General features: G+C 48.5%; 13 protein-coding genes and 1 other annotated feature. Of the genes, 12 read left to right on the forward strand and 1 reads right to left on the reverse strand.

The genetic code is table 11. The annotated features are described in order from the left end of the window. Nucleotides 1-34 precede the first annotated feature (34 nt). From BMW94_RS10345 to leuS, 11 genes are all read left to right on the forward strand, one after another. Nucleotides 35-562 (forward strand): YqeG family HAD IIIA-type phosphatase, encoded by a 528-nt coding sequence (locus tag BMW94_RS10345; protein WP_076288052.1) that lies wholly within the window; start codon nucleotides 35-37, stop codon nucleotides 560-562. Further along, the gene (yqeH, locus tag BMW94_RS10350) at nucleotides 559-1,686 is read left to right on the forward strand and encodes a ribosome biogenesis GTPase YqeH (RefSeq protein WP_090997994.1); all 1,128 of its coding nucleotides are present in this window, start codon (nucleotides 559-561) and stop codon (nucleotides 1,684-1,686) included. The genes BMW94_RS10345 and yqeH overlap by 4 nt, the downstream gene beginning before the upstream one ends. A gap of 41 nt (nucleotides 1,687-1,727) precedes the next feature. Then, on the forward strand, nucleotides 1,728-2,591 hold the full coding sequence (gene aroE / locus BMW94_RS10355) for a shikimate dehydrogenase (RefSeq protein WP_090997997.1): 864 nt from the start codon (nucleotides 1,728-1,730) through the stop codon (nucleotides 2,589-2,591). Between the two features lie 278 nt (nucleotides 2,592-2,869). Beyond that, entirely contained in the window at nucleotides 2,870-3,163 is a 294-nt protein-coding gene (gene yhbY / locus BMW94_RS10360) for a ribosome assembly RNA-binding protein YhbY (RefSeq protein WP_063567269.1), read from the forward strand. A 15-nt stretch (nucleotides 3,164-3,178) separates the two neighbouring features. Beyond that, nucleotides 3,179-3,769, forward strand: a complete 591-nt coding sequence (locus tag BMW94_RS10365) for a nicotinate-nucleotide adenylyltransferase (protein WP_090998000.1) — start codon at nucleotides 3,179-3,181, stop codon at nucleotides 3,767-3,769. Next, entirely contained in the window at nucleotides 3,753-4,319 is a 567-nt protein-coding gene (gene yqeK, locus BMW94_RS10370) for a bis(5'-nucleosyl)-tetraphosphatase (symmetrical) YqeK (protein WP_090998003.1), read from the forward strand. Before BMW94_RS10365 ends, yqeK begins: the two co-directional genes overlap by 17 nt. Nucleotides 4,320-4,519: 200 nt before the next feature. Further along, entirely contained in the window at nucleotides 4,520-4,867 is a 348-nt protein-coding gene (gene rsfS / locus BMW94_RS10375) for a ribosome silencing factor (protein ID WP_072734522.1), read from the forward strand. Continuing rightward, the gene (locus BMW94_RS10380; protein ID WP_090998005.1) at nucleotides 4,864-5,769 is read left to right on the forward strand and encodes a CvfB family protein; all 906 of its coding nucleotides are present in this window, start codon (nucleotides 4,864-4,866) and stop codon (nucleotides 5,767-5,769) included. The genes rsfS and BMW94_RS10380 overlap by 4 nt, the downstream gene beginning before the upstream one ends. 139 nt (nucleotides 5,770-5,908) lie before the next feature. Then, nucleotides 5,909-6,679, forward strand: a complete 771-nt coding sequence (locus BMW94_RS10385; RefSeq protein ID WP_090998008.1) for a class I SAM-dependent DNA methyltransferase — start codon at nucleotides 5,909-5,911, stop codon at nucleotides 6,677-6,679. A 215-nt stretch (nucleotides 6,680-6,894) separates the two neighbouring features. After that, on the forward strand, nucleotides 6,895-7,851 hold the full coding sequence (locus tag BMW94_RS10390; protein WP_090998011.1) for a phosphotransferase family protein: 957 nt from the start codon (nucleotides 6,895-6,897) through the stop codon (nucleotides 7,849-7,851). Nucleotides 7,852-7,949: 98 nt separating this feature from the next. After that, nucleotides 7,950-8,217: a binding site (T-box leader), on the forward strand. 72 nt (nucleotides 8,218-8,289) lie between these two features. Continuing rightward, complete coding sequence (gene leuS, locus BMW94_RS10395) at nucleotides 8,290-10,734, forward strand: leucine--tRNA ligase (RefSeq protein ID WP_090998014.1); 2,445 nt, start codon at nucleotides 8,290-8,292, stop codon at nucleotides 10,732-10,734. On the opposite strand, the gene comER is transcribed toward leuS, so the two are convergent. Continuing rightward, complete coding sequence (comER, locus tag BMW94_RS10400; protein ID WP_063567276.1) at nucleotides 10,715-11,560, reverse strand: late competence protein ComER; 846 nt, start codon at nucleotides 11,558-11,560, stop codon at nucleotides 10,715-10,717. The genes leuS and comER overlap by 20 nt on opposite strands. Nucleotides 11,561-11,747: 187 nt before the next feature. On the opposite strand from comER, the gene BMW94_RS10405 reads away from it, so the two are divergent. Next, the gene (locus BMW94_RS10405; RefSeq protein WP_254790206.1) at nucleotides 11,748-12,335 is read left to right on the forward strand and encodes a ComEA family DNA-binding protein; all 588 of its coding nucleotides are present in this window, start codon (nucleotides 11,748-11,750) and stop codon (nucleotides 12,333-12,335) included. Nucleotide 12,336 lies beyond the last annotated feature (1 nt).

The following is a 12,336-nucleotide window of genomic DNA, read 5'->3' on the forward strand; positions in this document are numbered from 1 at the left end:
ATATAGTGTGTCGTATGAAACTGAGGTGACTTCTTTGTTTGAAATGTTAATGCCCAAGCTGCGTGTAGACACGGTTTTTGACATTAATCTGGAAGAGCTATACGCTCAAGGCTACCGTGGAATTATAACTGATCTGGACAATACACTCGTTGGGGCCAAAGCTCCTGACGCCACGCCCGAACTGATTGAGTGGTTCGCACGTGTCAAAGAGGCTGGTTTCCAGCTCATGATTGTGTCCAATAACAATTTGAATCGTGTATCCCTGTTTGCGACGCCACTGGATATCCAGTTTGTGCATAGTGCACGCAAACCATCGAATGTTCCGTTTCGTAGAGCAATGAAGATGATGGAGTTAACTCCTGAAAAAACGATTGTGGTAGGCGATCAGATGCTTACAGATGTCTTTGGAGGTAATCGACTGGGACTCTATACGGTTCTGGTGTTGCCAATCTCCATTGGAGATGAAGGCTTTATGACCCGCTTCAATCGGCGCGTGGAACGGATTGCTCTAACGAGTTTGCGCAAGAAAGGCTTATGGCTTGAGGAGGAAAAGAAGAAATGACAGAACCGCATAACGGCAATATTGCCGTAAGGTGCAGCGGATGCGGAGTGCATCTGCAAACGGAAAACCCGGAAATACCTGGATTCATCCCCGAAAAAGCGTTGGATCGTGAACCCGTTATTTGCCAGCGTTGTTTCCGTATCAAAAATTACAATGAGTCATCATCCGTTACAGTGGATCAGGACGAGTTCTTGGCCCTACTGAGCAAAATCGGGGATAAGGATGCACTTGTCATCCATATCGTTGATCTGTTTGACTTTGATGGCAGTATCATCTCTGGTTTGCAGCGTTTTGTAGGCAACAATCCGGTATTGCTTGCCGTGAACAAAACGGACTTGCTTCCAAAAGTAACCAACTGGAACAAGGTTCGCAACTGGGTGCAGAAACAGGCCAAAGAACAAGGTTTGCGTACGGTGGATGTCGTTCTGTGCAGTGCGAAGCAAAATCAGGGCTTTGACCGACTGCTCGAGCTTGTCGGGACGTATCGCGGAGATCGTGACGTATATGTGGTTGGTGGTACCAATGTGGGCAAATCGACACTGATTAACCGTCTGATTCGTGATTACAGCGATCTCGAGCAGGAACTCACGACATCCCGTTACCCGGGGACGACGCTGGATATGGTTAATATTCCACTGGACGATGGAAAAGCTATTATTGATACGCCGGGAATTGTATACCCTTGGCGTTTCAGCGAGATTGTATCCCGTAAAGATCTGGCTGCCATTATGCCGGAAAAACCGCTTAAACCGGCGGTTTATCAGTTAAATTCTGGTCAGACGCTCTTCTTTGGCGGCATGGCTCGTTTTGACTTTGTGGAGGGTGATCGTCAGTCCTTTACTTGTTTTATCAGCACTGCGCTGGATATTCACCGGACGAAGCTGGAACGTGCAGACGACTTGTATCGTGACCATCTGGGTGAATTGCTGTCTCCACCAACGCGTGAAGATGCAGCGGATATGCCTGAATGGACCAGACATGAATTCCGTATCAAACGTGGCAGCCAGTCGGATGTATTCATTTCCGGACTGGGCTGGATTAAGGTTAACGGTGAGAATGGGGCGCTTGTAGCTGTTCATGCTCCAAAAGGTATTCGTGTACTGATCCGCCCATCCTTGATCTAATGTAATTACAGCAGTATTTTCACCAGATCGGAGGCGGAAGTATGTCGGAACAGAAAAAAACAAATCCTTCACTCCCTGTCCTGCTTGGCGTCATGGGTGATCCCATTGCACATTCCAAATCGCCTGCTATGCATAATGCAGCTCTGCAGGCTGCAGGAGTGAATGGAATGTATATGCCACTGCATGTTCGTCCCGAGCAGCTGGAATCAGCCATTCGAGGCATTGTGGCGCTGGGGTATCGCGGTGTGAATGTAACCATTCCGCACAAAGAACAGGTGATGCAGTATCTTGATGTCATTGATGAAAGTGCACGCCTGATTGGCGCGGTGAACACCATTGTTAATGATGAGGGCAAGCTGACAGGTTATAATACGGATGGCATCGGTTATGTGCGTTCCTTGAAGGAGGAAGCTGTTCCGGAACTCGCAGGTAAACGGATCGCTGTTCTGGGGGCTGGCGGAGCAGCAAGAGGTGTGATATACGCCCTTGCTTTGGAGAAGCCTGAACGGATTAGTATTCTTAACCGTACAGCCGACAGAGCCGTTGCCCTTGCTTCTGATCTGCGCGCTCATGGACTGGGTGACATCACAGGTAGTGGAATGGAAGAGGCTGCTGCGATACTGGCTTCGGCCGATATTGTGATTAACACGACAGCCGCGGGCATGCATCCGCATGTAGATGACGTACCTTTTGACCCTGCACTCATTCGAGCAGGCGCAGCAGTCAGCGACCTGATCTACAATCCGCTGGAAACACGCCTGCTTCGCGAGTCAAGGCAGCGTGGATGTACTGTGCATGGTGGTCTGGGTATGTTTATATACCAGGGCGCGGTAGCATTCGAGCACTGGCTCGGCATCCCGGCTCCCGTGGAGACGATGCGGCGAGCTGTGTTAGAGAGTTTTTGATATTGTAAAATGAAAACAATATTACACGATGACGAAGAGTGCAGAACCAATCTGAAGAAACGAAGTGCTCGCCTTTATCACCGGATTTCCCCCTTTATAAATGAAATGAAGAAATCTGGGGATAACAGCGATCGTAAGATGGTACTGCAATCGTAGTCACACTGTGTAAACTTTGTTAGTTCGTTTTATGAATGTAAAAATATAATTGAACGGTCAAGCCTAGGGCAGACACTGTGCTGTTGCTGAGGCTTGCTCACCATAAGGAGTATGGAGTATTCATGTTAAACGGTAAACAAAAGCGCTTTTTGCGTTCACAAGCACATCATCTGACCCCTGTATTTCAAATCGGTAAAGGGGGAACGAATGAGCATCTGTTCCGTCATATCGAAGATGCAATCGAGAAGCGCGAATTGATGAAAGTGCAAGTGCTCAACAACAATGACGAGGACAGAAAAGAGATGGCCGAAGAAGTTGCCCGTGAAACGGGTAGTGAGCTTGTACAAGTCATCGGTAACACAATCATTCTGTACAAAGAATCACGTGACAACAAACAAATCGAACTACCTAGATAAGGGAGTGTGACGCGGGTGAAGATCGGTATCATGGGTGGTACGTTTGATCCGATCCACATGGGACACCTCCTGGCAGCTGAAGCGGCCAGGGATTCGCATGCACTGGATGAGGTCTGGTTCATGCCTTCCCATGTTCCACCTCACAAACGCGGCGCCGGAGCTTCGGGACAGCAACGTCTCGAAATGACGGAAGCGGCTGTGAAAGGTGTGCAGCAATATGAGGTGCTGGGTATCGAGATGGAACTTGGAGGTGTGTCCTATACCATTGATACCATGAAGGAGCTTTGGCGCCGCTATCCGCAGCATGAATTTTACTTTATTGTTGGAGCGGATATGGTGAACTATCTTCCCAAATGGGAGCAGATCGAAGAGCTCGCCGAACGTTTAACCTTCATCGGTGTGGGAAGACCGGGATTCCAGTTACATCTGGATGACCTGCCGGACGCGTTGCAGGATCGGGTATTGTTGGCTGAGATGCCCCTAGTGGATATATCATCCACAGCAGTACGCAGACGTCTTGCCAAAGGTCATTCGGTACGTTTCATGATTCCTGATGAGGTGCACCAATACATTGTAAGGAGCGGTTTATATGGAACTAAGCCGTGACGAACTGATCCGCGCAGTTTCCGGTCAAATGCCGGAGAAGCGTTGGAAGCATACGCTGGGTGTCATGGAGTCGGCAGTGTTATTGGCTGAAAAATATGGTGCTGATCCTGTAAAAGCGGATTTGGCAGCAATCTTGCATGATGTGGCCAAGTATTGGCCCGTATCCGAGATGGAAGCGGTCATCCGTGATAATGGTTTGAACGAAGAACTTTTGCAGCATGACAAGCAGCTCTGGCATTCCGAAGTGGGTGCTTTTGTTGCCGAGCGTGACTACGGCATCGATGATGCCGAAATTATTAATGCTATTCGTTGGCATACCTCGGGTCGAGTGGGCATGAGCCTGCTGGATAAAGTGGTATGTCTTGCGGATTATATTGAACCGGGAAGAGACTTCCCGGGAGTAAATCATATTCGCGAACAGGCTGAGCTCAGTCTGGAAGAAGGTCTAATTGCCGGTTTTGACTCGACAATCAGTTTGTTGATCTCGCAGCGCCGTGTCATTTACCCTTTGACCATGCTGTCGCGGAATGACTTAATTGCACAATTATAGAGGTTGTTCAAAAAGTCCACTTTTGATTACGAAGGATGCCTAGCGGCATCATCAGCATCGAAGATGAAATTCAGCCGAAATGTCCGTTGCTCACGTAGTTTGCCTACGCTCCGCTACTCCATTTCTAGCTTTATTCCATCTTCTCGGTACTGAAAACTGATCTTTTTGAACACACAATTATAGATTATGGAGGTTGGTTCATGACAGTATCATCGAAAGAACTTATGAATATGGCGGTTGCGGCCGCTGACGATAAAAAAGCATCCAACATTGTAGCACTGGATCTGATTGGCATCTCGCTGGTAGCGGACTATTTTGTTATCTGTCACGGGAATTCTGATACACAGGTACAAGCGATTGCAACAGAGATTCGCAAACAGGCTCATGCAGCCGGAGTAAACATCAAAGGCATTGAAGGTATGGATTCGGCACGTTGGGTATTGATGGATATGGGTGATGTGGTTGTTCATATCTTCCACCGCGACGAGCGTGAGTATTACAACATTGAACGACTGTGGTCTGATGCCAAAGTGGTGGAAACGGTATGAGTTTGATCGCAGGAACAGTCGTCAACTTGCCGGTTTCACGTGAAGTGTCTCCATTTGGCTACTTTTTGACGACAGGATCGGAAGATGTACTGCTTCACTATACGGAGCTTACACGGGACGTTAAAATTGGAGAAACGCTGGAGGTCTTTTTGTTCTTTGATACGGAAGATCGTCTGGCGGCAACCATGAAAAAACCATACCTTACACTCGGTGAAATGGCACGTCTGGTTGTGGCTGACATTCATCCACGCCTCGGCTGTTTCCTCGAGATGGGGCTTGGGCGGCAATTGCTGCTCCCGATTCGTGAATTGCCTGAGTTGGAAGAATTACGTCCTCATGTAGGCGATGAAGTTTTTGTTCTGATGGAGCATGACAAGCAAGGACGTTTGCGGGCGAAACTGGCTGGGGAACGTGAGCTTGCACCATTGTCCTTCCATGCCCCAACCTCATGGGTCAACGAATGGGTTGAAGCAACGGTGTACAAGCCACTTCAGATGGGTACTTTTGTGCTTGTTGATGGTGGAGTACTGGGCTTTGGCGCTATTGGCATGATCCATTCCTCGGAACGAAATCGTATGCTGCGCCTTGGTGAAAAGGTGAAATGCCGGGTAACCATGGTACGTGAAGATGGACGTGTCAATCTGGCGATGTCTCCTCTCAAAGAGGTTGGTCGCAATGAAGATGCAGACAAACTGCTTGCTTTCATGAAAGAGCGCCCTACGGGCGGCATGCCGTATTCGGATGCAACCCCGCCGGACATCATCAAGCAGCGCTTTGGTATTAGTAAATCCGCTTTCAAGCGGGCCTTGGGCAAACTGATGAAGGATGGTCTGGTAACTCAAAAGGAAAACTGGACTTATCTGACAGAGTCTGTACCCCAGGAACAGAACGAAGATAAGTAAGTAAACGCGTATCATGGATCAAGCATGAGCTTGAATCCATAAGTCAAGGCAGGGCAAGGCTGGGTGAACTCCGGACGCCCCTGCTTTTTCTTTTGTTCAAAAGAGATTCGAAAATGAAATTGAAAGTGCGGTGCCTGACATGTCTTACCGGAAATTTGCCTATGTGTACGATGAATTAATGGAGGATATGCCTTATCCGGACTGGATAAGGTTTGCGAGAACGGCTTGGGAACGGCATGGCATGCCGAAAAGTGTGGCTGAACTGGGCTGTGGAACCGGCTCAATTACGATCCCACTGGTGAACTCCGGCTTTGAAGTTACAGGTATTGACCTGTCAGCGGACATGCTGTCTGTTGCACGCAGTAAAATGGAGGCCACGCCTCAAGGCCACCGCTTATATCGCGAAGGCAGTGTCCGCTGGGTGCAGCAGGATATGCGGGACTGGAGAGTACCGGAGCCTGTGGACTCGGTGATATCGTTCTGTGATTGCGTGAATTATCTGCTTGAAAAAGAGGATGTCGTTCGTACCTTTCAGCGTACTTACGAGATGCTAAAGCCGGAGGGCACATTCCTGTTCGATGTACATCATCCGAATACCCTTATTCGATACGAAGAGGAGCAACCCTTTGTGTTGGACGAACGCTCCGTGTCGTATATTTGGACCTGTGATATGGATCATGATCGGTGTGAGATTGAGCATCATCTGAGTATCTTTTCGCGGGTGGCTGAGAGCGGCAAGGATATGTACCAACGGTTTGAAGAGGTTCATGTTCAGCGTGCGTATGATCCGGACTGGATGAAGCTGGAGCTTACGAAGGCCGGTTTCAGAGATGTACGTGTATATGCTGATTTTGAGTGGAAAGAGGCGGGAGAAGGCGCACAGCGTCTATTCTATGTAGCCGTGAAATAAGATTAAGATATAGAACTGGCCTTATAATGCATAAGGGCAGTTTTTCTTATGTATTTTGAATCTCTGTTTACAGCGTTAACATTGTAAGAAAAATAATAGTCTTTTTGTAACAATGGCTATTGTCAGACTAGGTAATGGAAGCCATAATAGTTGAATGGAAAACGTTTTCTAATTAGTGCAATCCTGAAAATTAAAATTCTGGGTGGGGTGCAAGAATGGAAAGTACCTACAAAACAAGGCTGACTTCCGAGCAGTTAGACGGAATTGTGCAGCAGCATTTTAACACAGGTATCCAAGAATACAAAGAGATGATCGACGGCTGGGCAAACCACGCTTACTTTATCACCAAGAACGACGGACAGAAGGTAGTACTCAAAATAGCTCCTTCTAATGGCATTAAGCTGATGCGCTGCGAACAGCATGTCATGGTTGCTGAGGTTGAGGCATTGCGACTCGCGGCAGAGCTTCAGGATGTACCCGTTCCCCGGGTATTGGCCTATGATCCATCGCTCACCCTGGTACCGGCAGAATATTTTATCATGGAATACATGCCAGGAACGCCGTATAACAAAGTCAAGGATCAGTACAGTGCAGAAGAGCAGGAATCCATTGAACAGCAGCTGGGTGCATACAATCGCCGGATCAATGATATTAAAGGGGAGAAGTTTGGTTACTTTTCCTCAAAGAAACCGCATTATACGACTTGGAAAGAAGCTTTCCTGAGCCTAATGGAGGATATGCTTGCAGATAGCAAAGCAGCGGGTGTGGAATTTTCCATTCGTTATGAGGAACTGGAGCGTTTGATTCAAGAGAAATCGGATGTGCTGGATGATGTCAAAGAGCCAGTGCTTGTACATTGGGATTTGTGGGATGGGAATGTATTTGTGGAGGCGGGGCAAATCACGGCCATTATCGATTTCGAACGTTGCCTCTGGGCAGATCCTCTGATGGAGCATTACTTCAGTCATTTTAATAATACACCGGGATTCCTCAAAGGCTATGGTAGAGCAGTTACAACTGACAGTGAACGAAAAAGAAGAAGTTTATATGATCTGTACTTTGATCTGGCGCTGAGAATCGAGTGTCCGTATCGTCAATACGATAACAAGGAACACATTCAGTGGACGATTGATAATCTAGAAGAAGGAATCAAGCGATTCCAGTCGTCTTAATGTGTATACTGATGCATAGCATTGCTTATACTCAACAGACAGTGTAATATTGACTTTAATGCTGCTTTTTTATATAATGTTTCCGATCATATCGTATACATATTTCGATGATAAGGATCAGTAGTGAATCCTGTACATGACAGAGAGCCGGCGCTTGGTGCAAGTCGGTTGACAGTATTTCACGAACTCGCCTTGGAGAAATGCGGTGATTACACCATCTTGCAACCGAATGAGCTAACACTCGGGTTCAGGAATGGAAATCCGCATCGGTTAACCGCCGTTACAGGTCCAAAGGGAGTGGATGACGAAGCACGTTCGTCCGCTAACTAGGGTGGTACCACGGGAATTCAACCTCTCGTCCCTAGCGCTGCAAACGCTACGGGATGCTGAGGTTTTTTTGTTGCAATAAAAGCGAATAACCAAGAGGAGGAACAATAGATGAGTGAGAATCAACAGCCGAAACACGGCTATAAGCCACAAGACATGGAGAAAAGTTGGCAGCAATACTGGGATGACAATAAAACGTTTAAAACGGGTGAAGACCCCGCTAAACCGAAGTTTTATGCCCTGGATATGTTTCCGTATCCATCCGGCTCAGGTCTGCATGTAGGTCACCCGGAAGGATATACGGCAACGGATATCGTATCCCGTTTCAAACGTATGCGTGGTTTCAATGTATTGCATCCAATGGGTTGGGACGCTTTCGGCCTGCCTGCTGAGCAGCATGCATTGGATACGGGTGAGCATCCACGGGATATTACATTCCGCAATATTGACAATTTCCGTCGCCAGATCAAATCACTGGGTTTCTCATATGACTGGGATCGGGAGATCAGCACAACAGACCCTGACTACTACAAATGGACGCAATGGATCTTCATCCAGTTGTACAATAAAGGCCTGGCTTATGTAGATGAAGTACCTGTTAACTGGTGCGAAGCTTTGGGTACGGTACTGGCGAACGAAGAAGTTATTGACGGTAAGAGTGAGCGCGGTGGACATCCGGTCGTTCGTAAACCGATGCGCCAATGGGTATTGAGAATTACGGAATATGCAGAGCGTTTGCTGGAAGACCTGGAAGAGCTGGACTGGTCGGAAAGTATCAAGGATATGCAGCGCAACTGGATTGGCAAATCGACCGGGGCGGAAGTTACTTTTGCCATTGAGGATCATGAAGAAGTTATCAAAGTGTTTACGACACGTGCAGATACTTTGTTTGGCGCAAGTTATGCTGTATTGGCACCTGAGCATGAGCTGGTGGAAGTCATTACAACGGCTGAACAGCGTGAAGCAATCAAGGCATACCAGGAACAGGCTGCTCGCAAGAGTGATCTGGAACGTACTGATTTGGCTAAAGACAAAACGGGTGTATTCACAGGAACTTATGCAATCAATCCGGTAAACGGAGCGAAGGTGCCAATCTGGATCGCCGATTATGTTCTGGCTGGATACGGCACAGGGGCGATCATGGCCGTTCCGGGACATGACGCTCGTGACTGGGAGTTTGCAAAACAGTTTGGTCTGGACATCATCGAGGTTGTACAGGGTGGCGACGTGACACAAGAAGCGTATTCCGGAGACGGACCGCATGTGAACTCCGATTTCCTGAACGGATTGAACAACGAAGAAGCGATTGCGAAGATGATTGCCTGGTTGGAAGAGAACGGTAAGGGACAAGGCAAGGTAACCTATCGTCTGCGCGATTGGCTGTTCAGCCGTCAGCGTTACTGGGGTGAACCAATCCCGATTCTGCATCTGGAAGACGGAACGATGAAGACGGTGCCGGAAGATCAACTGCCTTTGCTGCTGCCGGATATTGACCAGATCAAACCCTCGGGCACTGGAGAGTCACCACTGGCGAATGTTACGGAATGGGTTAACACCGTAGATCTGGAAACGGGAATGAAAGCACGTCGCGAGACGAACACAATGCCACAATGGGCAGGTAGCTGCTGGTATTACCTGCGCTTTATTGATCCACACAATGACAAGGAACTGATCTCTCAGGAGAAACAGCAGCAATGGCTGCCAGTTGATCTGTATATCGGGGGAGCAGAGCACGCGGTGCTTCACTTGCTGTACGCTCGTTTCTGGCATAAAGTGCTGTATGATCTGGGTGTGGTGCATACCAAAGAGCCGTTCCACAAACTGGTCAACCAAGGGATGATCCTGGGAACCAACAATGAGAAGATGAGTAAATCCCGTGGTAATGTTATTAACCCGGATGAGATCGTCAATGAATTCGGTGCAGATACATTGCGTCTGTATGAAATGTTCATGGGGCCTCTGGAGGCGACAAAACCATGGAACGCTAACGGGGTTGAGGGCATGCACCGCTTCCTGTCACGTGTATGGCGTCTGTTCATCAATGAAGATACAGGTGCAATCAACGACAAGATCACAGCAGATGGTGGAACCGATGAGTTCAAGCGGACTGCACACAAGACAATCAAAAAGGTTACAGAGGATATGGAACATCTGCGTTTCAACACAGCGATCAGCCAGTTGATGATCTTCATCAACGATGCGTACAAAGCAGATACGCTGCCGCGTAAAGCAATGGAGAACTTTGTACAGCTGTTGTCACCGCTGGCACCGCATATGGCAGAGGAGCTGTGGAGCCGTCTCGGTCATGAAGGTGGAATCTCTTACGTAGCTTGGCCTGAGTATGATGAGTCCATGACGGTGGACGCCGAAGTGGAGATTGTTGTTCAAGTGAATGGCAAAATTGTAACCCGTGCTACGATCGCGAAGGATCTGGACGCACAGGGCATGCAAGACTTTACAATGGAACTGGCACCTGTGAAACAGGCACTGGAAGGCAAGACCATTCGCAAGGTCATTGCCGTTCCAGGCAAACTCGTTAATATTGTTGCCGGTTAATCTCACCGGCTTTGAATAGCTCATCCAGCTTCAACAAATCTTCATCATATTTGTCGTGAGTCGTCTGGATCAGGCTGTCAAAAACCCCATTCAGACTTACCTTTAGCAGGGCAAGTGCCTGTGCGGTGATGCCGCCAGGCACAGCCACGCGAGCCTGAAGTTCTTGCGGTGTGTATCCTCCTTCGGTGAGCAGCTTGCCTGTTCCCAGGAGCATCTCGCCGGCAAGAGCGCAGGCGTCGGCTCGTTTGATGCCTGTAAGCTTGACGGCACTCTCAATCCATTGCTCCAGAAAGAACGATATGAATGCAGGTCCGCAGCTGGAGAAGTCGGATGTGATCCGGGTGCAGGCTTCATCCACTTGATAGGGTCTGCCGATATGACTGAGCAGCCCTTCCAGCACAGCGCGGTCTTCGGTAGTCATTCGCTCACCGTGTATACACAGGGACGCTCCGCTGCCGACCTGGTGCGTAACGCTGGGGATAACTTTGGAGACTTTGCAAGGAAGTGAAGATTCCAGATGGCGCAGCTGCACGGGACTGGTGATCGAGACGATTATATGATTGGGATTCACGACAGGCAGGATGTCGTCAATGACATGTTTGAATTCAAGTGGCTTCACGCACAAAAAGATGATATTGCTGCGGATGACGGTTTCCCGGTTGCTCTGTGATTCATGCAGACCGGGGTAACGGAGGGATAGCTGCCGTACTTTGGAAGGGGTTCTATTGCTGGCGGCGATCTGCCGTGGCTCAAGTGCACCGGATTGAATCAAGGCATAGATCAGCAGGCTGCCCATGCTGCCGGTTCCGATAAATCCAACCTTCATTGTTCAGGCCTCCTTTCATGCTTTACGGTAATGGCGCAGTTCTTTCCCTCTAGTGTATGCGTCAGGACCTGCTTCACATGACATGAAAATAGTACAGCTTGGTTTACCAGGCAAATCCAACGGTTCGGAAGCACCGCCCGTGTTCAGAATAGATGTATTTTGAATCCAGGGAGAGGTGTGGAAGAAAATGAGATGGAACAAGGGGATGACCATTGCTGCGGCGGTGGTCGGATGTATACTGATATTATGGTCGGGCAAAAGTGAACAGCCGCCTTCTGGCTGGGAACCTATGCAGCTCGCCACCGAGAAGCCGACGATAAAGCAGGAACTCCCTGCTGTACAGTCGGCTACTTTGGTTCAGGAACAAACGAAGACTTCCGATGCAGAACAGCCACCGTCAACAACAGAGGCGCCTGTAGAGACTAATCCAATTGATGCCACATTAGGGAAAGTGGCTGATCAGCCGGTTGTTGGCAAGCAAACGGATGCTTCTACAGTTGGAACTCAAACGAAATCCGAGGCAGCGGTTGTTTCACCATACAATAACCAAGCTTTGGTAAGCAATGAAGCTGTCGACAATGGCAAAATTGATGTCAATACAGCTCCGGCAGCGAAGCTGATGGAGCTTCCTGGAATTGGGGAGAAAAAGGCGCAAGCCATTATTGATTATCGTAATTCCCATGGTCCTTTTACCAAAGTCAGCGATTTGACCAAAGTGAAAGGAATCGGAATGAAGATGCTGGAGAAAATGGCTCCTTATGTGCAGATAAAGTAAT

The organism is Paenibacillus sp. OK003 (genome assembly GCF_900109515.1).
Taxonomy (GTDB): Bacteria; Bacillota; Bacilli; order Paenibacillales; family Paenibacillaceae; genus Paenibacillus; species Paenibacillus marchantiae.

Coding starts and splice junctions, on each gene's coding strand:
- yqeH (WP_090997994.1), top strand. CDS start 559: ATGACAGAACCGCATAACGGCAATATTGCCGTAAGGTGCAGCGGATGC.
- yhbY (WP_063567269.1), top strand. CDS start 2,870: ATGTTAAACGGTAAACAAAAGCGCTTTTTGCGTTCACAAGCACATCAT.
- BMW94_RS10380 (WP_090998005.1), top strand. CDS start 4,864: ATGAGTTTGATCGCAGGAACAGTCGTCAACTTGCCGGTTTCACGTGAA.
- comER (WP_063567276.1), bottom strand. CDS start 11,560: ATGAAGGTTGGATTTATCGGAACCGGCAGCATGGGCAGCCTGCTGATC.
- BMW94_RS10405 (WP_254790206.1), top strand. CDS start 11,748: ATGAGATGGAACAAGGGGATGACCATTGCTGCGGCGGTGGTCGGATGT.
- BMW94_RS10390 (WP_090998011.1), top strand. CDS start 6,895: ATGGAAAGTACCTACAAAACAAGGCTGACTTCCGAGCAGTTAGACGGA.
- rsfS (WP_072734522.1), top strand. CDS start 4,520: ATGACAGTATCATCGAAAGAACTTATGAATATGGCGGTTGCGGCCGCT.
- yqeK (WP_090998003.1), top strand. CDS start 3,753: ATGGAACTAAGCCGTGACGAACTGATCCGCGCAGTTTCCGGTCAAATG.
- aroE (WP_090997997.1), top strand. CDS start 1,728: ATGTCGGAACAGAAAAAAACAAATCCTTCACTCCCTGTCCTGCTTGGC.
- BMW94_RS10385 (WP_090998008.1), top strand. CDS start 5,909: ATGTCTTACCGGAAATTTGCCTATGTGTACGATGAATTAATGGAGGAT.
- leuS (WP_090998014.1), top strand. CDS start 8,290: ATGAGTGAGAATCAACAGCCGAAACACGGCTATAAGCCACAAGACATG.